Raw genomic sequence first — 23530 nt, forward strand, 5'->3', positions numbered from 1 at the left:
TGCCGCAATCCCATCAAAAACCCCCAGAGGCGGCTCCGACATGCTTTGTTGCCCCCTCTGCACTCATCGCGCCGAGAGGTACGTCGAGGACCGACGGCGCGCCTACTTCCACTGCCCATGCTGCGATCTGGTGTTTGCCGACCCGGCGAGTCATCTGGAGGCGGCGGGGCAGAAGGAGGAGTATGACCGGCATGAGAACGACCCGGCGGATTGTCGGTATCGACGCTTTTTGAATCGCCTCGCCGCGCCGCTTCTCGATCGCCTCAGTCCAGGCATGCAAGGGTTGGACTATGGGTGCGGGCCAGGGCCAACCCTCTCGTTGATGTTGGAAGAAGCCGGGATGTCGATGACCGACTTCGACCCGTTCTACAGGCCGAATACCGATGCGTTGAACCGACAATATGACTTTGTCACCTGCACCGAGGTGGTCGAGCATTTCTCAAGGCCAGCTCATGACTGGGGGCAGTTGACCGCGTTGCTGCGCCCTGGGAGTTGGCTCGGGATTATGACCAAACTCGTCATTAGCCGGGAGCGATTTGCCGATTGGCACTACAAGGCTGATCCCACTCACGTCGTTTTCTATAGCCCGGCGACCTTCACCTGGTTGGGGATGCAGTTTGGTTTGACCGTCGAGCGGGTTGACCGAGACGTGCTCATTTTGCAAAAAACCTGAGCTGTCCGAGATTCAGACGGGGCCATGAGCGACTGCAAGCGGAACGGTGCGATCAAAGGCTCGACGGCTTGCCGGACCCGGGGCGAGCGCGGGGCATTGGAGGAGGGAATCGATCTGCGGATTGATGACTTTGTTCAGATGTTAGCTCGGTGTTGGACGAGAATTCCAATGAGATGGCCCAAGGTTCTCCTGGTGTTGGTGGCCCTGATTGCCATCCTGGCTGTGGCGAAGTTCCGGGCCGACCGCTGGCAGGCTCGGTCTGATGCGGGTCGGACGGCCCTCGCATAGGGGGATTCCGTCTGGCTCAGTTTCCGCGAATGAGCGAGGATTGATGGGAAGACCCAGGAGAATGATCGGGACTCTCATCATGTCGGACGAGACCTCAGGAGATCGACCGCACGTACTCCCGGTCACAGGGCCGGTAAGGGAACCGTCCCGTAATTTGACCTTTGGCCGGTCCGGGCCACGACTCGATTCCCCGAAAGACCGACCGGGCCCCGACAACCCGGCGCATCGCGAAGCGATTGATTTAACGTCGCTCGCATCCCGATGCCGGGCGAAGGCGGAAGCGGCTCGCTGGGCCGCGGAACGCCAGCGCCACGAGCGGAGCGAATCAGCGGACGAGGAAGCCCCGAGCGATCCGGCGATGGTGAAGTGGGCCGAGACGCTCACGGATGCCGCCGCCCGGAGGCCCAACGGTCGTTGAAGTCGGCCTTGGGCCTGAAAGAACTTTTCTGGATCGAGACGAAGGAGCACCAGTCGATTGCGGCGTTTGAGCCGGCCATTGCCCGCCCGGACGTGGCGCTGGTATTGCTGGCGATCCGCTGGTCAAGTCATGCCTTTGGCGACGTGAAGCCGTATTGTGAGCGGCAAGGCAAGCTTTTGGTTCGTCTGCCGGGCGGGTACAGCCCCAATCAGGTCGCTGCCCAGATCCTTGCGCAGTGCAGCGAGCACCTCGCGGATCGCTAAAGGAGGTTCCCTACCGACTCCCTGACGGTCGTGTCACGTCGAGAGGGGACGTTCCCCAGGCCGGCAGGTTGGCAAAGGAGCAAGCTGTCTTTCCTCGTGGCGGCCTTTTCGAGGGCGTTCCCGAATGATTGAATCAAAAAGTGATATTTGATTTAGTAATTGATATTTTTTTGCATGCTAGCGATCCGTTTTGCGGAGAGGAGCGACCCAGTGAAAACAAAGCCGGCGACTCCATCAACATTTCGTCTAGCAAGTGGTATCAAGTAGAATGGGCGACGCCAGGTGCTCTGACGGTCTGGTTGGCGATTCATTACGGAGAAAGCCCCATGCGAAGCGTCATCATGCTCCTGTTTTTTGTTGGCTCTCCACTCCTCGCTGCTGAGCCGAAAGTTCATCGTGACGTTCCGTACGTCGAACCGAAGAGCGAGCGGCAGACCCTCGACGTCTATGCCCCGACCGAGGGCAAAGGCCATCCCGTCGTCTTCTGGATTCATGGCGGTGGTTGGCAAGCAGGTGAGAAATCCGAAGTGGATAGCAAGCCTCGGGCGTTCGTGGACAAGGGTTTTGTCTTCGTTTCGACCAATTACCGCTTACTCCCCACCGTGACGATCAAGCAGATGGCTGGAGACGTGGCAAAGGCGATTCGGTGGACCCACGACCACGCCCGGGACTACGGCGGCGACCCCGACACGATCCTCGTGATGGGGCATTCCGCCGGGGCACAACTGGCGGCCTTGGTTTGCATTGATGACCACTACCTGAAGGCCGAAGGGTTGTCTCCATCAATCCTCAAGGGGTGTGTCCCGGTGGACGGCGACACCTACGACGTGCCGAAGCAGATTGCGACCGTCGAAGAGCGGCGGGCAGGGATCTACAGGCAGAAGTTCGGCGATGAGGAGAGTCAGAAGGATTTATCCCCTGTCACCCACGTCGCCAAGGGGAAGATCATCCCGCCTTTCGTGATCCTTCACGTTGCGGACCACCCCGAAACCAAGGGCCAGTCGCAACGACTCGCCGAGGTGTTACAGGAAGCGGGTGTGCCAGCGAAAGCCTTTCCCGCCGTAGGCAAGAATCACGGAACGATTAATTCCGACTTGGGTGTACCGGGTGACGTACCGACGAATGCTGTCTTCAAGTTTTTGGAAGAGACATTGAATCGGCTGAAGGAATGAGCTGTGAGTGTTGTACCGCTGTCACTGTGATTCTCAGGGGTATCCACGCCACGCTTCTGTTTGGATTCATAAGATCCGACAAGTGACAGGCGAAAAGGTCGGTTTTTAGCTCTTCGATGGCTGGGATATTCCAGTTGAGCGGTCGGCGACCGCTGAAGTCAATCCGTCGATTTTGTAATTTGGAATTGAAAACATTGATAGGCAATTGATTGATTTCTGTTGCTGTGGAAGTGTCTTCATGAGCGGAATCCGTGACGAACGGCTCAAGACAGGGCGGCGCACGATCGTTCGTGCCCTGTTCGCGGTTGTCGCTGTCCCACCGATGTTGCTGGTCTTTTCCTTGTTCGGGCTTTTCCCATGGTCCGGGTTGAACTGTTGTCAGGACGACATCGACCTCACCAGCGGGAGGATCCGGTTCACCCGTTACCTGCTTTGGGTGCCTGTTCGGAGGATCGTCAACGACTCAACCCTGACGACCGCCTTGTCGCTCGGGGACAGGACCGGCTTGGAGCCAGAGTGGCACCCCGTCGTGACCCTTTCGCCCGGTCTTCGCCACTCGCCGCACTACCGGTTTCACGCGGCAATCGACCAAATCCGGCACTTGGAGATCTGCTGGGAATTCGGCAAGATGACACTGGCGGCACGCCGAGAGACAGCCTCTCATGTCCTCCGCCTCTGGAGGCAGTCGGGCGATGACTTCCGAGCGAGAGATTACATTCAAGCGGTTTTGGCGCAGGCCTTGGAGGCCGATAAAAAAGGGGAAGTGATCGACGTGAGCGACTTACCTCTGCCATGATGGGATCGCCCCAACCTTTCTTCTCCAGCCAGAATTCGCGAGTCCTCCAGCGCCGAGTTGCGTTTCTCGATCCTGCCTCGTGCTGGTTGGGCGATCCGTCGCGTGATGCATTCGCTGACCGTGCGTAGTCCATACCTCTAATACTACAGCGCCAAGTTGTAGCGTCTTGATCCGCCGGCCATTGCGAAAGTATGCTTGCCTTCATGGTTTATGGAGGTACGAGCATGGATATCCCACAGATTCGCAAGCTCAAGCCCGCGCTGAAGAAGTTCCTCAAGCGGTTCGATGACTGCTTCCCGCGCAAAGACACGCGGGCCCATCTGCCGGTCTACGTCTCCGGCCAGCTCTCGGATATCCCCGAGAAGAGCGTGGAACCGATTGCCATTAATGCCGGCGTGCCGGTCAGGACCCTGCAGGAGTTCCTCAGCCAGCACTGTTGGGACCAGGACCGGACGCGCGACCGGCTCCAGCACATCGTCCGCGACGAGCACGCCGGTCCCCACGCGATCGGCGTCTTCGATGAGACGAGCGACGTCAAGAAGGGGGACAAGACCCCCGGCGTGCAGCGGCAGTGGTGCGGTTCCGTCGGCAAGAAGGAGAACTGCATCGTCACGGTCCACCTCGCCTACGCTCGTGAGGGCTTTCACTGTCTGCTCGACGGCGAATTGTTTCTGCCGGAATCCTGGTCCCTCGACCGCGCCCGCTGCCGCGAGGCCGGCATCCCCGACGACATGGTGTATCGGCCCAAGTGGACGATCGCCCTGGAACTCTACGACCGCGCCACCGGCAACGGCCTGCACTTCGATTGGATGACTTTCGACGAGGGCTACGGCGGCAAGCCCGAGTTCCTGCGGGGACTTTCGGCCCGTCGCCAGAAGTTCGTCGGCGAGGTGCCGCGGAACTTCATGGGCTGGATCAAGGCACCGCGTGTCGTGACCAGGAAGTACCGTAAGCACGGGCGGGGCCGCGGCCGCAAGACGCCTCGCCTGGCGAGCGGCAGCACACCGGCTCGGCGGGTTGATGCCATGCTCGATCAAGACGGGTTTCGCAACCAGCCCTGGGTCCAGTGGCGAGTCAAGGATGGGCACAAGGGGCCGATGGTCTGGGAAGTCAAGCACCTGCGGTTTTCCCCCGTGGGCGCCGACGGGTTACCGGGCGAGCCGCTGCACCTGGTTGCCGCCCGTGACGTCTTGAACCCGGCGGAGTTGAAGTTCTTCGTCGGCGCCGCCCCCGAGGAGACGTCGGTGCAGGTGCTGTTGCTGGTCGGGTTTTCGCGATGGCGCGTCGAGCGCTGCTTCGAAGACCAGAAGTCCGAGATTGGACTGGATCAGTATGAGGGCCGCCGCTACCAGGGGCTCAAACGCCACCTGATCCTGAGTTGCCTGAGCTACTTGTTCCTATCGCGGATGCGACAGAAGTTCGGGGGGGAAAAATCCGGGTCTGACGGAGTGCCAAGTCCACAGTGCGATGGCGGCGCTGATCCCGTTCTGGTGGTTGGGGCTGAGTCCTCCGCGAAAGCTTCTGGAGCGGACCTCCGAAGAGATCGAGCGGGCGCAGCGTCGAAACGCCGTGGCGCAACGGTGCCACACCAAGCGGACAAGGCGAAAGTTGCATGAGATGGGCATCAAACTTACAGGGTTGCCCCAATGCAAATGGGATACGACTTAGCGCTGTAGTACTAACACCATCACTCGCGACACCGCTTTTGTCGGCCAACGTCTGCCAAGGCCGGTTCCGAGGAGTCTAGCCAATGAGTTCGAACCCCTACGAGCCTCCGAAGCAACTCGATCGTCCAAACTCAGGGTGGAGACTATTACGAATCCGAAGGCTCCCGCCGTTGCGCCGATGAAGAGTAAGTACAACCGATTTCGGGGCGATTCAGCGGGCCTCGGGAACTTTCACCTGCTTGAGCCGGGCGAGGCCCCACTGGGCCCCGGTGTCGAACGGGTCTTGCGAGATGGCCAGGTAGTACCAGGCGCTTGCCTCGGGGAACCGGCCCACGGCGGCGCAGGCGTCCCCGAGGTCGCTGATCAGGCCGAGGTCGGACCGATTGGTCTCGACGGAGGCCCTCAGAACCAGCCCTCCCAGCCGCTCGTGCTTGCGGGCCTCCTCCAGGATCGGGGTCGCGGCGGCCTGGTCGCCGACGGCCTGGAGGGCCTGGCCGAGGCCGAGCACCGACTCTCGGAGGTTGGGGGCCTTGTCGTGGGCGATCCGGAACTGGCGGACCGCCTCCGGCGCATTGTTCTGGACCAGGGCGAGCCGGCCCCGGAGCAGGGCCAGGTCAAGGTGGTCGGACGGGCCGGCGTCGAGCAAAGCCTCGGCCCTCGCCGAGTCGCCCTGGTCCAGGGCGATCCGGACCAAGGCGGCCCGGGCGTCGGGGTCCGACTTGGGCAGGGGCGAAAGGACCGCCTCCGCCTCGTCGAACCGGCCCAGGTCGCGGAGGGCATCGGCCCTGCCAAGCCGGGCCCACCGATCGTTCGGGTCGGCCTCGATGCAGCGAGCCAGGGTCGTGGCGATCTCCGCGGGCTCCCAGGTGACCCCCCGAGAGAGGCACCACAGGAAGGCATCGTGGAAGGTCAGCACTGAGAGTTCGGAGAGCGCCTGGAAGGTCGCGTGGAGCTCGGCCCGGCGGAGCTGTGTCCCGTAGAGGTAAACCAGCTCCCGGTGTGCCTTCACCATCTTTGGCTCGATCGCCAGGGCCCTGAGGAACGCCGCCTCGGCCGCGGCGAAGCGGCTCCGGCGCAATTCGATCTGGCCGATCTGGAGCCGGGCCTGGGACGCCATCGAGTGGTCGTCGGGGATCCGGTCGAGGTCTGCGATCGCCTCGTCGACCCGCCCCCGGGCAATCGCCAACTGGGCATGGAGCATCCGGTCCAAGCTCGTCGGCTCACGGAGCCGGCCGAGTCGGGCCAACTCGGCCTCGACGCGCGCGAAGTCTCTGGCCTCGAACGCCGCGCGGGCCTGCTTCCAGACCGCCTCCGGATCGGGCGAGGGCCAGACGAACGCCACCAGGCTCCCCAGGGCCAGGGCCGAGAGCAGGCCCAGTGCCACCAACCGGAGCCGTCCCGATCGGCCGGGCCGCGCTGCCACCTCGCTCATCGCCGCATACTCCAGGAGTGGCCGGTGGTCGGCAGGGAAGTGGCCCATCATTGGGAAACCGACTCTACATCACCGACCACTCCTTCGCCAGCGACTACTCCCCCTCGACGACCTTCAAAGCCTGGTTGGCTTTCACGTTCTCACGCGTGGTGACGACCCCTGAGGGCCAGCGGACGGTGAGCTTCTTGACCTCGGAAGCCTGGCCGAGGCCGATGGTCAGGCGAGGGTCGTTGGAGGAGAAGACGGTGCATCCCCCCTTGCGTTGGCGATAGATGGTCCGGTCCCCAACCTCGAGTTCGACGCGGGCGCCGACGGCATCGCGATTGCTCTTGGTCCCGACGAGCTGGAGGCGGAGCCATTTGTTGCCGCTCGGGGTGTCGTTGCGGAGCAGGGCGGCGGCGCCGTCCTTGTGGTTGACGACGATATCGACGTCGCCGTCGTTGTCGAAGTCGCCGAACGCCGCGCCCCGGGCGACGTGTTTGGCGTCGAAGTACGGGCCGACGTCGCGTGTGGCGAGCTTGAACCGCCGCCCTTGGCCGTTCTTGGTTGGAACGTTGTGGTGGATCAGCGAGGGCTCGGCGTACTCGTCCGGCTGGCCGGCCTGCGCCCGGTTGTCGTCGACGTGGCCGTTGGCGACATAGCAGTCGGGCCAGCCGTCGTTGTCGAAGTCGGCGAGCGAGAGTCCCCAGCCGACGTAGGGCATCGTGTCGGCGGCTAGGCCGAGCATCGGCGTGACGTCGGTGAACGACCCCTTGCCCAGGTTCAGGTGGAGCGTGTTGTATTCGTAGGTGAAATTCGATGCGATGAGGTCGAGGTCGCCGTCGCCGTCGACGTCCTCGGCGTCGATGCCCATGCCCGACTGGGCCTGGCCCTTGTCGTTGTAGGCGGCCCCGGAGATCTCGGTGGCGTCCTCGAAGAGACCCTGGCCCTTGTTGAGGTAGAGGAAGTTGGGGTTCATGTCGTTGGCGACGTAGAGGTCGACCTTGCCGTCGCCGTTGAGGTCGGCGGCCACCACGCTGAAGCCGTGGCCGTCGGTCCGGCCGGGGATCATCTTGCCATCGGCGTCGACCAGGAACTGGTCGTAGACGTCGGTGAAGGTCCCGTCGCCGTTATTCCGGTAGAAGAAGTGCTTGGTGGTCTTGATGGTCCGTGGCGAGCAGTAGAACCGGATGTTGTGCTCCTTGTCGCCGCAGAAATTATCGTCGTCGGGGTACTTCCAAATGCCGTAGTTGGCGACGTAGATATCGAGGTCGCCGTCATCGTCCATGTCGAGCATGCCACCGCCTGAGGACCAGCCGGGGCGGTCGATTCCGGCGGCGTGGCTGACGTCGGCAAAGGTCCCGTCGCCGTTGTTGCGAAACAGGACGTTGGGGCCGTAGTTGCAGAGGAAGACGTCAGGGTCGCCGTCGTTGTCGAGGTCGCCGACGATGATCCCGTGGCAGAAGCCGACGAAGCCCAGGCCTGACGACTCGGTCACGTCCCGGAACTGGCCGTCGCCGAGGTTCTTGTAGAGCCGATTCGGGCCCTTCTGCGCTGTGCCCAGCGGCAGGAGCGTGGCCGTGGCGAAGTAGAGGTCGAGCTTGCCGTCGCCGTCGTAGTCGAAGAGGGCCACGCCTGAGCCGTTGGCGGTCGGGAAGTGCTTGGCCTCGGTCATCCCGGAGAAGTGCCGGAAGTCGATTCCGGCCGACGAAGCGATCTCGGTGAACCGGAACGGGCTGGGGTCCTGGGGCACCGTCGGCTTGATGACCACACCGGCGTAGGCTGCCTCGCGGTCCCCCAGGATCTTCACCTTGGTCTGCGGCTTCGAGGCCGGCGGATCCGCCGGGGACGGCCCGACCTGGGCCTCCGGGCCGGGGGCGACCGGGACGCTCGCGGCCGGTTGGTCGCAGCCTCCCGGGGCGAGCGCCAGGATCAAGGCCGGCAGGATTGAAAGGGTCGGGCCTCTACTGAGGCGAATCGGGCGCACCATCAGACTCCTCCGGGGAGAGCGATCGGGCTGTCTGGATGGAATGGGATGAATCAAGGGGCCCATCCGCGTCTCAAGGGGTGGACCTCCCCCATGACCACGCTATCTCTGCACACCGTCGTCCGCGCCGGGGTGCCGACCTGGCCGGGGTTGGCCTGGAGGCGAGGCCGTTCCGGTTCGACGTGACCAAATACCGGGTTACGCTTGCACCCCGCCTCATGGCTTTCCGAGGCGATCGAGCCCGGCCCGGGCATGGTCGAGGCCGCCTGGTCGACCCCGAGGCGATCGACTCCTTCGCCCTGGCCACGCCGGCCGGAGGCTCGGCACCAAGGCCATCCGCCTGGCGGGGCAGCCGGCCGGGCCGTGACGAGGGATGTCGGGGTCAGGATTCCCGGCTGCTGGCGACCAGCCCTGCGCCGAGGGCCGCCAGGATGTCGACGGCGGCGTGGGCGAGGAACCTCGGGGCGGCTTCGCTGGCGTAGGGGAGTCCGGTCTGAGCGACCGGGAAGGCGAGCGAGCCGACGATCTCGTAGGTGGCTGCCCCGAGCGCCCCGCCGGCCAGGCCGCCGAGTGCCGCGCGGAGCAACTGGCTCGGCCTCATGCTCATCCCCAGCCCGAAGGCCAGGCCGCCGCCGACGCCCACCGCCGCCCAGACGCCGCAGTGGGTCAGCAGCGAGAGGGTCAGGTTGCCCGCGATCGGGTCCTGGTGGCGCATCCAGAGCGGGAAGAGCCCCAGCGACGCGGCCGCCCCCAGGCCCCCGACGAGGAGCCCGGCCGGGATTGCCAGCAGAGCCGCCCTCGCCCTGCCCCCGGCGACGACGCCAGCCAGGCCGAGTAGGAGGCCGAGGATCGAGCCCTGGAGTCCGTAGGCCAGCGTCGCGTCGCGGATCATGGCCCCCTCGCTGCCGCCGGTCACCACGCCGGCGGTGCCCGGCGTCCCGTAGGCCCGCGGGTCGAAGTATCCGACGGAGGCTTCGCCGGCCGCCCCGGTCAGGCCGGCCGCCAAGACCCCCGCGGCCAGTGCCGCCGTCCAGGCTGGGATCCCTACCCGTCCCGAGCGGGCTCCTGGGGTCGACGCAGGTTCTATTAAATCTGGTAGCATGGTGAAATCCACAAAATGTGTCGATACCAATCGTAGCCCGCGTCCTCCGGGCCATGCATGCACGACTGCTCTCTGGATACTATGCGAGCGCGATAGTTGTGTGCGTTTCGCCGGGACGTTCGGCTTCGGCTTGATTTTATCCGGGCCGGATTCCGTTCGAAAGGGGCAGCCGGGGATTGACGCGTGCTGACCTTCTCGGGATAACTACTCTAGCGAGCGATCCTGCCTCGCGATTCACACTCATAAATGTAAATGTCGGCCGTATCATCTTGATGTATTAGTTTTAATGCATTCGTTGATCTGGGCCCCAATCCGCAAGCAAATCGTGCCTGACGGTGTGCGTCCTCGTTGGTTCCAAGTTCCGCCCGCGTACGGCGACGACGGCGCTGTACGCATTGAGCACCTCGCGCACAGGCAAAGGGATGGCTCGGGGTTCCGCCCGTTGGGAGCGTGGTCGCGCGATGCACAGTCGTCATCTTTCTTCTCGTCGCTTTTTCATCCAGGCGGCGACAACCAGTCTCGGCGTGTCGCTCCTTGCCATCGCCGGATGCGGCGGCCCGCAGAATACGGAGACCGTGGTGCCCGAGATCCCGCCGGAGCAGGCCGCCAAAGATTCCATGGACTATTACAAGAAGAACGTGGCCGGCAAGAAGAAGTCTGTCCGCTGACCGCCCGTCGGACCCGTTCGGGCCCGACGGGCTTCGCATCTCTTGTTTCATCCTTTTTCCCCCTAGAGAGGAGCCTGACTTTATGTCGTTACGTTCTCGGCCCTCACGCGGTTTCACGCTGATCGAGCTGCTGGTGGTGATCGCCATCATCGCCGTCCTGATCGGCCTGCTGCTCCCCGCCGTCCAGGCCGCCCGCGAGGCTGCCCGCCGCTCCCAGTGCCTCAACAACCTTAAGCAGATCGGCCTGGCCCTGCACAACTACCACTCCACGAACGAGTCGTTCCCGATGGGCGTGTCGGCCACCAAGAACTCGGTCAACGACTGCATCGCCTGGATGGGCTGGAGTGCCCAGGCGATGCTCTTCGGCTATATGGAGCAGGGACCCCTCTACAACGCAATCAACTTCAGCCTCGACCCGATCCAGTCACCCGGCGGCGGTGACGGTGGAATCAATACCACGGTCACCTACAGCAGGGTGGCCGCGTTCCTCTGCCCGTCCGACCCGAACGGGGGCCTGAATTTCCGGAACAACTACTACGCCAGCACCGGCCCGTCGACCACCGCTGACTGGGGCGTCGACAGCGGCGCCCCCTGCAAGGGTGTCGAGAAGCCGGGCGTCTTCACCTATAGCTACGCCTACGGCATGCGCAACATCGTCGACGGGACCTCGAACACCATCGCCTTCAGCGAGGGCGTCGTCGGGTCGAACCAGACCGTCAAGAAACCCCTGATGACCGGCGTCAACGACGACTCGGCGGGGACTTACGCCCGTCTCGACGCGACGTCCGACGTCGCCGCGACGGTTAACGCCCTGAACGTCTGCAACGCCCGCTGGGCCACCGCGGCGCCGAAAGCCGGCCTGGCCAACAACCGCGGCGTCTACTGGGCGTGGGGCAGCGAGGCGATGACGATGTTCAGCACCATCGTGCCGCCCAACGCCACCAACTTCCCCTGGGGCTGGTGCCGGTTCGGCTGCGGTGGCTGCGACCCCGGCTCGGCCGACCACGCCCACGTCACCAACGCCAATAGCTTCCACCCCGGCGGTGCCAACGTGTTGATGGCCGACGGCAGCGTCCGGTTTATCAAGAGCTCGCTGGCGATGCAAACCTGGTGGCAGCTCGGCACCAAGGCGGGCGGCGAGGTCATCAGCTCCGACGCCTACTGATCGACGGCCGGGCGCGAGCCCGGCCCGCCGATCCCGAACCGTACCCACCTCCGCCCCCGCCTTGCGGGGGCGTCTTCATTCGAGTAGCACCTCTCATGGAACCGATGCGCGACGATTCGAGGGCCCCGACGGACGTCGGGGTCCGCCTGCGGTTGGGGCGGGCGGCCGGCGTGAGGATCGTCGCAGCCCTCCTCGGCCTGGCGGCTGCGGGCCTTATCGGGGCCTGGGCCTACCGGACCCGGCAATACGACGCCGAGCTGACCGCCGCCGAGCGGGCCCTGGCCGAACGCCGGCCGGCCGAGGCCCGTGACCGGCTCGCCCGCCTGGCCGCGCGCTGGCCGAACCGCGACGAGGTCGAGTTCCCACTCGGGCAGGCCGAGGCCGCGCTTGGCAACACCGGGGCTGCCCTCGCCGCCTTCGCCCGGGTCCCGGCCGACTCGGTCGTCGCGCCCCGGGCGGCCCTGGAACGGGCCCGCGTAGCCGTCACGGCCGGCCGGCTGACCGAGGCTGAGGAGGCCCTCACCTCGATTGTCGACCGGTCTGACGAGCTGGGGGCCGAGGCTGCCAAGGTCGCCCAGCAGGTCGACCTCTTCTCGGGCCGGACCTGGAAGATCCCAGGGCGGATTGCCCGGCGGTGGCGGACGGCCGCCAACCAGGCCGGGCAGCTCAAGGCGCACTGGCTGGCCGACACCCAGCCGTTGCCGCTCGAGGCGGTCCGGACCACTCTCGAGCAGATGGCGCAGACCGCGCCGGAGGACGACCGGGTCTGGCTCGGCCGGGCCGACCTGGCGACCCGGACTGGTCAGTTCGCCGAGGCCGACGCGTGGCTCGACCGCTGCGAGGCCAGGCGGCCGAACGACTCCGACGTGGCCCGGGCCCGGCTGGCCTGGGCCCTGGCCTCGGCCCGCCCGGCCGAGGCCGTCGCGGCCCTGACCCGCCTGCCTGCTGCCGGGGCCGACCCGGCCGAGGTCGCCAGCCTTCGCGCTCGCCTGGCCGGGCTCCGTGACGACCCTTCGGCCGAGCGCGCGGCCCTGGAAGAATGCGTCGCGCTGGAGTCCGGCGACGCGCGGGTCCATGCCCGCCTCGCTACCCTGGCCGCCGCCGAGGGCCGAACCGACGACGCCGAAGGGCGCCGGCGACGCAAGGCCGAGATCGACCGCACCGCCGACGCCTACCGGATGCTCATGGGCCGGGTCCCGCCTAGCGGCGGCGGAAACCCACCGTTCGCCGACCTGGCCCGCGCGGCCGAGACGCTCGGGCGGACGTTCGAGGCCCGGGGCTGGTGGTCGCTCCGATCCCGCCAGGCGCCGAGCGACCCCGAGTCCCGCGCCGCCCTGGCCCGGCTCGCCCGCTCCCAGCCGCCGGCCGCCGGCCCTGCCCGTGGCGGAGCGGGGGAGACTCTCGCCAGCCTGGTCGGGCCGGTTGGGGCCGCCCCTGAGACCGCTCGCGCCGAGGGGCCGGCGGTGCCCGCCTTCCGCGACGACGCCGAGGCCGCCGGGCTCCGGTTCGTCTACGACCACGACCCGACCCTCCTCCGTCGCCTCCCCGAGACGATGGGCGGCGGCCTCGGCCTGCTCGACTACGACGGCGACGGTCTGCTCGACATCTTCTGCGTCCAGGGCGGCCCGTTCCCGGCCGGCTCCCCCTCCGAGGGCGGCGGCGACCGACTCTTCCGCAACAAGGGCGACGGCACCTTCGAGGACGCCACCACTGCCAGCGGGATCGCCGCGATGCCCCGGGGCTTCGGCCACGGCGTCACCGTCGGCGATGTCGACAACGACGGGTTCCCCGACCTGTTCGTCACCCGCTGGCGCTCCTACGCCCTGTACCGGAACCGGGGCGACGGCACCTTCGAGGACGCCACCGAGGCCTGGGGCCTGGGCGGCGAGCGGGGCTGGCCGACCTCGGCGGCCTTCGCTGACCTCGACGGCGACGGCGACCTCGACCTCTACGTCTGCCAATACCTGGAGTGGGACCCCGAGACCTCGTCGCCCTGCCCCGACCCCCAGCGGCCTGGCCAGTATCAATACTGCGTGCCTCGGGCCTTCAAGGCCGAGCCCGACCGGCTCTACCGGAACGACGGCGGCCGGTTCGTCGACGTCTCGGACGAGGCCGGGATCACGGCGGGCGACCCCAACGGCCGGGGCCTGGGCGTGGTCGCGGCCGACCTCGACGGCGACGGGCGGGTCGACCTGTTCGTCGCCAACGACATGACAGCCAACCTCCTGTACCGGAACCTCGGCGGGATGAGGTTCGAAGAGGTGGCCGAGGCCTCCGGGTGTGCCTCGAACGCCGAGGGCGGCTACCAGGCGGGCATGGGCATCGCCTGCGGCGACGTCGACGGCGACGGCCGGCCCGAGCTGGCCGTGACCAACTTCTACGGCGAGGGCACGACACTCTACCAAAACCTTGGCGGGGGCCTCTTTACCGACCGGACGACCGCCTACGGCTTGGCGGCGCCGACTCGGCACGTCCTGGGGTTTGGCCTGACGTTCCTCGACGCGAATAACGACGGATACCTCGACGTCGCCCAGGCGAATGGGCACGTCAACGACTTCCGGCCGGCGATCCCATTCGCCATGCCCGCTCAGCTCCTGCTGGGGTCGGGTCGAGGCCGGCTCGTCGACGCCTCGGCCCGGGCGGGCGACTGCTGGAAGGTCGAGCGGATCGGCCGGGGCCTAGCATCCGGCGACCTCGACGGCGACGGCCGGCTCGACGTGCTCCTGCTGGCCCAGGGCCAGCCGCTGTCTTACCTTCGCAACCTTGGGCCGGGCGGGCGGGCCCTGACGCTCGGGCTACGGGGCACGGGGTCGAACCGCGACGCGGTCGGGGCGGTGGTTCGGGTCCGCGCCGGGGGCCGCGAGCAGGTCCAGGCGCGGCTCGGCGGGGGAAGCTTCCTGTCGGCCTCGGACGGCCGGCTTCACTTCGGCCTGGGCGAGGGCCCAGCCGACGAGACCGTCTCGGCCGAGGTCCGCTGGCCGTCCGGGCGGGTCGACCGCCACGAAGGTCTTAAGCCCGGCGGAGTTTACCTCCTGGTCGAGGGCGAGCCGAGCCCCCGGCCGGCACCCCGGCGCTGAGGCCGCCGGCCACCTCGTCGCGATCGAGGATCGCGCGGGCCGGGTCTTACGAGGCCAGTCCGTTGGGGGGGAGCGTCCGGGCAGGGGAATGGTGTCGGGAAGCCGAGGCACTTCGTGAACTGGTCGCGAACTGGCATCGTCTGACAGCCTCGGTCCGAAACATAATATTGGATTTGGTGCGGAGCAGATGAATGTCGAGACTGCAAAAGTGATTCGTTTTTCCTCGTCCAGGGGGCTTTCGTCTTACCCTGCCGCGTGAAAGATGCCGGCATGAATGTCGATTGCGCAGGCTGCTTCGGTCGATCAGGACCGACGCTCGCAAGTCGCCGTGCGAACAACGGCAAACTACGAGTCCGAACTGCCGCCTAACACGGGTCACTGTGAGTGGTCGACCACCTTCATTTGTTCCTCATTCATCCGGCCACCGTGCACTTTGATTTGAGAGAAGTCCGCTTCAATCTCACGAAGGTCCGCGGCCGTCAGTTGAACGTTCACCGCTCCCAGGTTCTCGTTGAGGTGATCCGGGTTACGCGTGCCCGGGATCGGAACGATCCACGGCTTTTGAGCCAAAAGCCATGCGAGGGCGAGTTGGGCAGGCGTCGCGTTTTTCTTGTGTGCAAAACGCTTCAGCATGTCGACAGCTGGCGAGTTTGCTGCCAGGTTCTCCGGCGAGAAGCGGGGAAACCCAGAACGCATGTCCGTTTTCGGGTCGAATTTCGTTCGAGCATCCATTTTTCCAGGGAGATAGCCTTGTCCAATCGGGCCCCATGGAACGAAGCCGATTCCGAGCTCCTCGCAGGTTGTGAGAATGCCGTTGTGTTCGGGGCTTCTCTCCATCAGCGAGTATTCAGTCTGAACTGCGGTCACCGGCTGAACCGCATGCGCCCGGCGGATTGTTTTGGCACTCGCCTCAGAGAGGCCGAAGTGAAGTACTTTTCCGGCCTTGATCAGGTCTTTGATCGTATCGGCGACGTCTTCGATCGGCACGCCTGGATCGACTCGGTGCTGGTAATAGAGATCGATGTGGTCGGTTCTGAGGCGCTTAAGTGAGTTCTCAACCACTTTCTTGATGTGCGCTGGTTGGCTGTTAAGACTGCCGCCAGCCTCCATGTCGAAGCCGAACTTGCTTGCGACGACGACCTGGTCACGAACAGGCGCGAGCGCTTCCCCTACGAGCTCTTCATTCGTGAAGGGGCCGTACACTTCGGCCGTGTCGAAGAACGTAACGCCCCGCTCATGGGCGGTACGGATGACCCGGATACCCTGGTCTCTGTCCGCAGCCGGCCCGTAGTTGGCGCTGATGCTCATACACCCAAAACCGATTTCCGAGACTTCGAGTGTTCCGAGTTTTCGAGTCTTCATTTTTCCCCTCCACTATCGAACCCTTGATCTTTCCGGTATCTGAGTTCCCTGAGGCTAATCCTCCGATGCGGGGGAGGCCGCAGCCGCTCGATCTAAGGAATGGTAAGCCGAAACCTTGGAACGCCGGTATCCCGATCGTCCCGGTCTCTTGCCTAATCCTCCATGACCTGTTGGACTGCCCATGACCACGGTTGCCCGCAGCGGTTAAACTGGTGAGTGTTTCAGGGGACAACCAAAAAGGGAAGCGTTGACGTGGCAACCAACGAGCTGTCAAAACTTGCGTCCGCCGTCGAGCGGCATACAGCCTTCGATGGCGAGCACGACACGGCGGTGCCCGCACTTTGGCTGTATCGGTACTCGGCGCCGACGGACCTCCTCGCAGTCGTTTACGAGCCGTCCCTATGCGTTGTCGCACAGGGCGCAAAGGAGGCGCTTCTCGCCAACGAGACGTACCGCTACGACCCTGCACACTCTCTCCTCGTCTCCGTTCACCTACCCGTTTCGTCCCGGGTGGTCGAAGCGTCGTTGGATTGCCCTTGCCTGATCGTTCGCGTATCGCTCGACCCGGCCGTGGTCGGCGAGATACTGGCCGAGAGCACGGCCACTCCGCCGCCCGAGCTTCCCGCGCGAGGGCTCGCAGTGTCTCAGGTCGAGTCGCCGCTGCTCGATGCCGTCAGCCGCCTAGTTATCCTCCTCGATTCGCCGAAGGACATCATGCAGCTCTCGCCGCTCGTGCTCCGCGAGATCACCTACCGCCTACTCACCAGCCCGCAAGGGTCACGGTTGCGCCAAATTGCCTCGCCCGGCGCTCCGGCTCAGCGGATCTCGCGGGCGATCCGGTGGCTGAAGGACCACTTCGCCGAGCCGATCAGGATCGATGCACTCGCGAAACACGTGCGGATGAGCCCGTCAGCGTTCCACCTTCACTTCAAGAGCGTCACGGCGCTTAGCCCGATTCAGTACCAGAAGCGGCTTCGCCTCCAGGAAGCCCGGCGTCTGATGCTAGGCGAGGGAATTGACGCAGCCAAGGCTGCGTTTCGCGTCGGGTACGAGAGCCCGTCCCAATTCAGCCGGGAGTATCGGCGGATGTTCGGTGCCCCGCCGCGCCACGACGTAACTGCGCTCAAGCTTGAATCCCAGCCGACGAGCTAATGGACGCGCGTCGGTCCGACAAGCCTTAGGCCGACTTTTCGTTTTTGAAGGTTAACGACTCGACAGCCGAGCTCCCTGGCTGAGCTTCAGCAGCATTGCCGCGGAAGCATTTGTCGTGACATTGTCGGGCGACCATTGGTACGCTTGATTTCTGTTCGAGAGGAGAACTAGACCATGTCCGAACGATCGGTACGAAGCGCGAAACTTGACTTGCGGCTTTCGCCAGAAGCGAAGGAGACGCTCCAGGCGGCGGCGCAGGTAGCCCACCGTTCCGTGAGTGAGTTTGTGCTGGAGAGCGCGTTGGAACGGGCGGGTGAGACGCTCGCAAGCCGCACGCGATTCGGGCTCGATGCCGAGCGTTGGCAGGCGTTCCTGACCGCCCTCGATGCCCCTCCCCGAGAGTTGCCACGGCTCTCCCGGTTGTTCCAGGAACCCGGTCCATTTGATGGCGGATCGAGGCCGTGGGCGATCCGCTGAGGATCGAGAAACTGCGAGCCGACCATGCCGTTGATGGTTTCGACTGTGGTTCGGAGGAACTCAACCGGTTCCTCGCCCGGTTTGCATTGACCAACCAGTAGGCCGGGGCCGCTACCGGCTAGGAGTTCGTCCTCGGCTTCGTAGCCCAGTAGACCGAAGCTCTGGACGGTCGTCGGCGGATTGGCCCGCTCCCAGTTGATCGTCTGCTCCAGCGCTTCGCCCGGCGGTACGGGCTCGGCATAGCCCAGCTCCCGTCTGATGCGGTCCGAGTTCATGTCGATACCCTGTCCCATGCGGTAGGGCAGTGAGATTCGGTCGCCCGGCACCGTTTCGACCCGCCCCCGCCAGCCCACGACCCCACCGAGCCGGCGGACCCACTCGGCCTCGTCGAAAGCGACCGGATCGGCGACGTTGTAGGTCCGGCCCGTTGCCCTTTCGTCCACGACGGCGAGGGTGATCGCCGCCGCCACGTTCTCGACGTAGCCCCGTGGGCACTTCCAGCGGGCCATCGCTTCGTCGAGCACAATCGCCGGCCGCCCGTCGTCCATCCGCTTGAGATAGGCCGAGAGCCGTCGGTAGGGATCGCCGGGGCCGTGGACCATCGGCAGCCGCAGGACCGTTCCGGGCAAGTCCGGCTCGTTTATCACGACCTGCTCGACAGGGATCTTGTCGTAGGTGTGGAAGAAGTCGTCCGGTCCTTGGGCATGGCTGCGATAGGGGAACAGGTCCGTCCGCAGCGGCGACTCTTCCGTCAGGGGCGTCGGCTCGACCGGGCCGTCTTCCGTTCCGATGAAACGCCCGTAGGCCCGGTACACGTCGGCGCTGGAGACGACGACCGTCCTGCGAGCCAGGCCCCGGAAGGTCTCGACGAGCCCGGCGGCGTCGGCCTCGATGTAGGCGATCATGTCTACGACCACCTCGGGGCCGAACCGGCGGAACTCGTCGGCGTGCGCACCGAGGTGGTGGCGGTTGCCCAGGACGTGCTCCACACCGAGCGGCAGGTCGGCCTGAGTCTGGCCCTGGTGAAAGACGGCGACCTCGTGACCGAGCCCGACCAGCCTCCGCACCAGGGGAGGGCCGATGAAATTCGTACCGCCGATGATCAGGACTTTCATGGGGCATCCTCCACTTCGATCTTCCACCTCGATGTTAGGACCGCCTTCTGAGCCGGACACGCTGGCTGTTTGGAGCGGGACGTGCCGATGAGGGACGCAGCTTCGTGAAGCTGCACCGGGGGAAGTCCGGGTGGTCCTTGCGGACCCGCCTCATCAGCCCTCCCCACTTGTTGATGAAGATCTGACTCACGTTCTTCCCGCTCGTGGTGCGGCGGTAAAACGGGAGGCCCTTATCCGTGATGAGCAACTGCGACGACTCGGTCCCCTTCCGGCCGCAGATCCGCCTGTACCGGTCCATGGCCCATCGGAGGCCGGATCGTTGCGGCCAGAGGAGGAACTCGCCGTAGGCCTTGGACTTGTTCCAAGAGTGCATACAGCACGAATCGGTCCGTCGGCCTTGAGGTCGAACCCGGTCCGCTTCCGCATCGTCCCGGCGTGGGGTGGGGCCAGTCCAGGAAGAGGTGGTCGAACAGGAGCCTGCCTTGCTCGGCCCCCTTGAAGCCACAATTCAGCCCCAGCAGGATCAGGAGCCGCTCGAGCGGGGTGGCGTACTTGTAGAGGACCGCCAGCTCCTCGATGCGGAAGACCTCGACGTTCAGGAAGCCGATGTCGGTCCGCTCCTTGGGCAGACCCTTGTCCTTGGTTTCGAGTTTGTCGAAGTCCTCGGACTTCTGCCAGTCGAACGCCTTGGCCTTGTGAAGCCAGCAGCCAGGCAATCGGCGTAAACTCAATAAAAAAAGCCCACTTGCGAGTAATCGCAAGTGGGCCTGAAAGTGGAGGCGGCGGGAATTGCACCCGCGTCCCGAGATCCATCGATGACGGCCTCTACGTGTGTAGTCGCCCATTTAATTGTCGGCCTAGAAGCCCCGAGCAACAGGGTCCCTTTCGGCTTATCCCATCATGAATTTAATCCAAGCCGCAATAGGCGGTTAAGCTTGGACGAGCTCGCTTTGGCGTCTTCGGACGGAACTCACGAGCAAAAGGTCCGTCGCGAAGCCGTTTCTGCCTTCGTTCAGGCAGCCATACGGAGAGAGGGTGTCCTCTCGGCAACTAAATTTTGGTCTGCTTTTTACGAGGCCCGCTGACCAACCTCGACACGCCACCTGTCACTTCAGCAATCCGGTCGATCCTAGTTCGCCCCCGTCTTGTCAAAGAGTGTTGGGATTGGTGTCCCAACATCACTTATTATCGGGTTTCCCGCCACCAGGTCAAGTCGGTTGGCACGGATTCCATTAATCGCGGCCACGTCCTCGAACGGCGCGGTCGATGTCGCGCTTTGCATCCTTGGTTTTGAGGGCTTCACGCTTGTCGTGGAGCTTGCGGCCGCGCGCGATGCTGATCTCGACCTTCGCCATCCCTTTTTTGAAGTAGACCATCAAGGGGACGATGGTCAGACCACGTTCCGAAGCCTTGGCGAGGAGCTTGTCGATCTCGCTGCGATGGAGTAGGAGCTTCCTTGGACGCTTCGGCTTGTGGTTCATCCGGTTGGCTTGGAGATACTCCGGGATGTCGCACCCGTAGAGCCAGACTTCATCGCTGCTGATACCGGCGTAGGACTCTTCCAGGCTCGCTTTACCGTTGCGGAGGCTCTTGACCTCGGTGCCGGTCAGGACGATCCCCGCCTCAACTTTATCGAGCAACTCGTACTCGAAGCGGGCGCGGCGGTTTCGGGCGACGATCTTGATTGCATTTTCGTCGGCGTCGCTCTTGGATGAATTCTTGCCGCCGCCGCTCTTGGCCATCGTCGATCGCCTCGGTTTAACCTAAGAAAATGGGGATCAACGGATTATAGGGAACCGCGTTCCACTCGAGCAACGGGCACCTCGCCCACTTCCTCAGGAGCGGGTCGCGGCACAGGCTGCGAGGACTTCCGCGGCCACTTGATCGGGATCGGACGAATCAACCACAAGGTGTGGAATGTGCAAGAGACCCGCAAGAGAATCATCGTCACGACCCTGCTTTAGGATCACGACGAATGTGGGCTGATCGCCATGACTCAAGGGAGCCGAGGATCCCAGGAATGGGGGAGGGGAGTCGGTGATCAGCCAGCGGTTATCCGAAGTCTCGGCTGTTGCGTTTACGGAGGGTTCGAGTGAGGTGAGAGCGCTGGCCAGGGGTTGGAAATCCGTGAGGGATGGCCCCGTCGTTGCTCCAAGTCGAGAAACAAGGAGCCGGGCGATGGCTTCCTTGAAGGGGGCGTCGTCGCCAAGCAAGGCGAGCGAGCTTGGCCTGCGGTCGAGGTTCGCCAGGAGGTCGCCGATCGACCGGGTGGTGATCGGATCGACGGCGGTGGAGGCGATCTCACTCAGGGGGGCCAGGACGAAGCGACGAAGTGCCATTCGCGGATGCGGGAGGGTGAGTCGAGGCGTCCGAATGACTTGACTGTCGAAGAGGAGGAGATCGAGGTCGAGGGTCCGCGCCCCCCAATGGACGACGCGGACTCGCTTGGCGCGGGCCTCGATGGCGTTCAGGAGATCGAGAAGGGGCTCGGGATCAAGCTCGGTCTCGAGGGAGGCAGCCGCGTTGAGGAACGCCCCTTGTCCTTCAGGGCCGCCGACCGGACTGGTTTCGTGAAACGTGCTGACCGCGCGAACTTCAACACCGGGCGTACCGGCCAGCGCATCGATCGCGCTCTCGAGGTTGGAACGGCGGTCGCCGAGATTACTCCCCAATCCGATCAGGGCCTGGCTCATGAAACTGCGGCTCGGTTCAGAGTTTGAGCTTGCCGATCCGTTCGACGGCCTCGATCAGGCGGGGCGTTTCGACCGTGAGCGCGGCGCGAATGTAGCCGTCGGCGGTGCGGCCGAAGCCCAGGCCAGGTGTGGTCACGACGTCGGCTTCGTCGAGCAACCGGCCACAGAGTTCGGTCGAAGTATAGCCGGCGGGGCAGGGGATCCAGACGTAGAAGGTGGCCTCGGGGGCCGTCGCGTTCCAACCGATCTTCTTCAAGCTCGAGAGGAAGGCGTCGCGCCGCTCTTTGTAGAGCGCGCGGATGGGGGGCGTGATCGTCTCGTACTCGTCGAGGGCCGTCTTGCCGGCGAACTGGATGGCTGTGAAGATGCCCGAGTCGCAGTTGGCCTTCACCTGACCCAAGGCCGCGATCTGCGGCGCGCCTCCGATGGCGAACCCGACACGCCAGCCGGTCATGTTGAAGGTTTTCGAGAGGCTATGGAACTCGACGGCAACGTCCTTCGCCCCGGGGATTTGCAGGATGCTCGGCGCCGGGTTCTCGAAGTACATCTCGTTGTAGGCGGCGTCCTGGGCAATGACGAGGTCATGCGTCTTGGCCAGGTTGACGACCTTCTCGAAGAAGGGGAGATCGGCCGTCCCACCGGTCGGGTTGTTGGGATAATTGAGGAACATCAAGCGGGCGCGGTTGAAGACGTCGGTCGGAATCGAGTCGAGGTCCGGCCGGAAGCCGTGACTTGGCTCGAGCGGCATTGTATAGACGTCGGCACCCGCGAACATGCTGCTCGATCGGTAGACGGGGTAGCAAGGGTCGGGTACGAGGCTGATGTCGCCCGGGTTGAGAACGGCCAAGGGGAAGTGGGCGATCCCCTCTTTCGAGCCGATCAGCGGCAGGATCTCGCTATTCGGGTCGAGGTCGAGGCCGTAGCGTGCCTTGCAGAACTTGGCGATCGACTGGCGAAGTTCAGGCGCACCCTGGTCGAGGGCGTACTGGTGGAACGCCGGGTTCTCGACGTGGTGCTGGAGACTCTTGATGATCGTCGGGGGAGTGGGGCGGTCCGGGTCTCCCACGCCCAGGTTGATCACGTCTCTTCCCGCGGCCAGAGCGGCCTTCTTCTTCTTGTCAATCTCGGCGAACAGGTAAGGGGGGAGCTTCTGGAGCCGCTCGGACTTGACGAAGGGGGTCGTCGACATCGATCTTCCTATCGAGAAGTGAACGAATAAACTGCGATTCGGGTATCGAAACGGCGAATCGAGCCAGGATCAAGATCAAGCCATTGCGGCTTCCGGGATGTTGTCGTTGGCGTAGACGTTCTGGATGTCGTCGCTCTCATCCAGGCTGTCGCGCAGCTTGAGCATCCGCTTCCCGTTCTCGACGTCGAGGTCGATCGAGTTGCTCGGGATGTAGCTCGTCTCGGCACTCTCGGTGGCGATCTTGTGGTCTTCGAGCGCCTTGCGAACGGTATCGAAGACCTTGGGATCGCAGGTAACCTCGAAGTAATCATCGACGCGCTGAAGGTCGTCGGCACCGGCCTCGAGGACCACTTCCATAAGCCGGTCTTCAGCCACCGTCTTGGCCTCGATCACGAACAGGCCCTTGTAAGTGAAGAGGTAGCTGACACAGCCGGTGGCGCCGAGGTTGCCGCCGCAGACCTCGAAGAGCTTGCGGAGTTCACCGGCGGTCCGATTGCGATTGTCGGTCAGCGCCTCGCACATGATGGCCACGCCACCGGGACCATACCCTTCGTAGGTGATCTCTTCGTAGTTCTCGGCGTCCAGTTCCCCAATGCCCTTTTTGATCGACCGCTCGATGTTGTCTTTGGGGCAACTGTAGGAGCGTGCCTTGTCGATCGCGTAGCGGAGCTTCAGGTTCATGTCCGGATCGCCGCCGCCGTTCCGGGCGGCTACGAAGATCGCGCGACAGAGCTTGCTGAAGAGTTTGCCGCGTTTTGCGTCAACGGTCCCCTTACGGTGCGCGATGTTCGCCGAATGGGAATGGCCTGCCATGATCCTTGGAAACTCCCGCGGAAATGGAATCAGTCATGCGAC

General features: G+C 64.4%; 20 protein-coding genes, 1 other RNA gene and 1 pseudogene. 11 read left to right on the forward strand and 11 right to left on the reverse strand.

Features of this window, described 5'->3' with window-relative positions:
- Positions 1 to 40 precede the first annotated feature (40 nt).
- From SINAC_RS26880 to SINAC_RS26910, 6 genes are all read left to right on the forward strand, one after another.
- The gene (locus tag SINAC_RS26880) at positions 41 to 673 is read left to right on the forward strand and encodes a class I SAM-dependent methyltransferase (protein WP_015248724.1); all 633 of its coding nucleotides are present in this window, start codon (positions 41 to 43) and stop codon (positions 671 to 673) included.
- 367 nt (positions 674 to 1040) lie between these two features.
- Positions 1041 to 1379: a hypothetical protein gene (locus tag SINAC_RS26890; protein ID WP_154673817.1), complete on the forward strand. Its 339-nt coding sequence runs from the start codon at positions 1041 to 1043 to the stop codon at positions 1377 to 1379.
- A gap of 8 nt (positions 1380 to 1387) precedes the next feature.
- Positions 1388 to 1642 (forward strand): hypothetical protein, encoded by a 255-nt coding sequence (locus tag SINAC_RS26895; protein ID WP_154673818.1) that lies wholly within the window; start codon positions 1388 to 1390, stop codon positions 1640 to 1642.
- A gap of 128 nt (positions 1643 to 1770) precedes the next feature.
- Entirely contained in the window at positions 1771 to 2814 is a 1044-nt protein-coding gene (locus tag SINAC_RS26900) for an alpha/beta hydrolase fold domain-containing protein (protein ID WP_237722762.1), read from the forward strand.
- A gap of 238 nt (positions 2815 to 3052) precedes the next feature.
- Positions 3053 to 3610, forward strand: a complete 558-nt coding sequence (locus SINAC_RS26905; RefSeq protein ID WP_015248727.1) for a hypothetical protein — start codon at positions 3053 to 3055, stop codon at positions 3608 to 3610.
- Between the two features lie 224 nt (positions 3611 to 3834).
- On the forward strand, positions 3835 to 5226 hold the full coding sequence (locus SINAC_RS26910; protein ID WP_015243925.1) for an IS701 family transposase: 1392 nt from the start codon (positions 3835 to 3837) through the stop codon (positions 5224 to 5226).
- Positions 5227 to 5488: 262 nt separating this feature from the next.
- Here SINAC_RS26910 and SINAC_RS41395 read toward each other — a convergent pair whose 3' ends face one another.
- The 3 genes from SINAC_RS41395 to SINAC_RS26925 all read right to left on the reverse strand — a co-directional run bounded on the left by SINAC_RS41395 (position 5489) and on the right by SINAC_RS26925 (position 9777).
- Positions 5489 to 6760, reverse strand: coding sequence for a tetratricopeptide repeat protein (locus SINAC_RS41395; RefSeq protein ID WP_015248728.1), 1272 nt, complete (start codon positions 6758 to 6760; stop codon positions 5489 to 5491).
- A gap of 43 nt (positions 6761 to 6803) precedes the next feature.
- Positions 6804 to 8678 carry a CRTAC1 family protein gene (locus SINAC_RS26920; RefSeq protein WP_015248729.1) on the reverse strand — a complete coding sequence of 625 codons (1875 nt, stop codon included), beginning with the start codon at positions 8676 to 8678 and terminating at the stop codon, positions 6804 to 6806.
- A 379-nt stretch (positions 8679 to 9057) separates the two neighbouring features.
- Entirely contained in the window at positions 9058 to 9777 is a 720-nt protein-coding gene (locus SINAC_RS26925) for a hypothetical protein (protein WP_015248731.1), read from the reverse strand.
- Between the two features lie 461 nt (positions 9778 to 10238).
- Here SINAC_RS26925 and SINAC_RS26930 point away from each other — a divergent pair, with 461 nt between their 5' ends.
- The 3 genes from SINAC_RS26930 (at position 10239) to SINAC_RS26940 (ending at position 14687) form a co-directional block, all read left to right on the forward strand.
- Positions 10239 to 10445: a hypothetical protein gene (locus tag SINAC_RS26930; RefSeq protein ID WP_015248732.1), complete on the forward strand. Its 207-nt coding sequence runs from the start codon at positions 10239 to 10241 to the stop codon at positions 10443 to 10445.
- Positions 10446 to 10527: 82 nt separating this feature from the next.
- The gene (locus tag SINAC_RS26935) at positions 10528 to 11610 is read left to right on the forward strand and encodes a DUF1559 domain-containing protein (protein WP_015248733.1); all 1083 of its coding nucleotides are present in this window, start codon (positions 10528 to 10530) and stop codon (positions 11608 to 11610) included.
- 104 nt (positions 11611 to 11714) lie between these two features.
- On the forward strand, positions 11715 to 14687 hold the full coding sequence (locus SINAC_RS26940) for an FG-GAP-like repeat-containing protein (RefSeq protein WP_081598357.1): 2973 nt from the start codon (positions 11715 to 11717) through the stop codon (positions 14685 to 14687).
- A 375-nt stretch (positions 14688 to 15062) separates the two neighbouring features.
- Here SINAC_RS26940 and SINAC_RS26945 read toward each other — a convergent pair whose 3' ends face one another.
- Positions 15063 to 16049, reverse strand: a complete 987-nt coding sequence (locus SINAC_RS26945) for an aldo/keto reductase (RefSeq protein WP_015248735.1) — start codon at positions 16047 to 16049, stop codon at positions 15063 to 15065.
- 252 nt (positions 16050 to 16301) lie between these two features.
- On the opposite strand from SINAC_RS26945, the gene SINAC_RS26950 reads away from it, so the two are divergent.
- The gene (locus SINAC_RS26950) at positions 16302 to 17201 is read left to right on the forward strand and encodes an AraC family transcriptional regulator (protein WP_015248736.1); all 900 of its coding nucleotides are present in this window, start codon (positions 16302 to 16304) and stop codon (positions 17199 to 17201) included.
- A 174-nt stretch (positions 17202 to 17375) separates the two neighbouring features.
- Positions 17376 to 17678, forward strand: coding sequence for a type II toxin-antitoxin system TacA family antitoxin (locus tag SINAC_RS41980; RefSeq protein ID WP_174377945.1), 303 nt, complete (start codon positions 17376 to 17378; stop codon positions 17676 to 17678).
- Between the two features lie 416 nt (positions 17679 to 18094).
- Here SINAC_RS41980 and SINAC_RS41985 read toward each other — a convergent pair.
- The 7 genes and pseudogenes from SINAC_RS41985 to SINAC_RS26980 all read right to left on the reverse strand — a co-directional run.
- Positions 18095 to 18793 (reverse strand): annotated as a pseudogene (locus SINAC_RS41985) (NAD-dependent epimerase/dehydratase family protein); the annotation flags it as partial.
- Between the two features lie 230 nt (positions 18794 to 19023).
- Positions 19024 to 19509 carry a hypothetical protein gene (locus tag SINAC_RS26960; protein WP_020466864.1) on the reverse strand — a complete coding sequence of 162 codons (486 nt, stop codon included), beginning with the start codon at positions 19507 to 19509 and terminating at the stop codon, positions 19024 to 19026.
- Positions 19510 to 19564: 55 nt separating this feature from the next.
- Positions 19565 to 19935, reverse strand: a transfer-messenger RNA (tmRNA) gene (gene ssrA, locus SINAC_RS38455).
- A 90-nt stretch (positions 19936 to 20025) separates the two neighbouring features.
- Positions 20026 to 20535 (reverse strand): SsrA-binding protein SmpB, encoded by a 510-nt coding sequence (smpB, locus tag SINAC_RS26965; protein ID WP_015248738.1) that lies wholly within the window; start codon positions 20533 to 20535, stop codon positions 20026 to 20028.
- 93 nt (positions 20536 to 20628) lie between these two features.
- Positions 20629 to 21486 (reverse strand): 2-amino-4-hydroxy-6-hydroxymethyldihydropteridine diphosphokinase, encoded by an 858-nt coding sequence (folK, locus tag SINAC_RS26970; RefSeq protein ID WP_015248739.1) that lies wholly within the window; start codon positions 21484 to 21486, stop codon positions 20629 to 20631.
- A 16-nt stretch (positions 21487 to 21502) separates the two neighbouring features.
- Complete coding sequence (locus SINAC_RS26975) at positions 21503 to 22675, reverse strand: LL-diaminopimelate aminotransferase (protein ID WP_015248740.1); 1173 nt, start codon at positions 22673 to 22675, stop codon at positions 21503 to 21505.
- Between the two features lie 75 nt (positions 22676 to 22750).
- Positions 22751 to 23488: a YebC/PmpR family DNA-binding transcriptional regulator gene (locus SINAC_RS26980; protein ID WP_015248741.1), complete on the reverse strand. Its 738-nt coding sequence runs from the start codon at positions 23486 to 23488 to the stop codon at positions 22751 to 22753.
- Positions 23489 to 23530 lie beyond the last annotated feature (42 nt).

Source organism: Singulisphaera acidiphila DSM 18658, assembly GCF_000242455.2.
In the GTDB taxonomy this organism is placed as follows: Bacteria; Planctomycetota; Planctomycetia; order Isosphaerales; family Isosphaeraceae; genus Singulisphaera; species Singulisphaera acidiphila.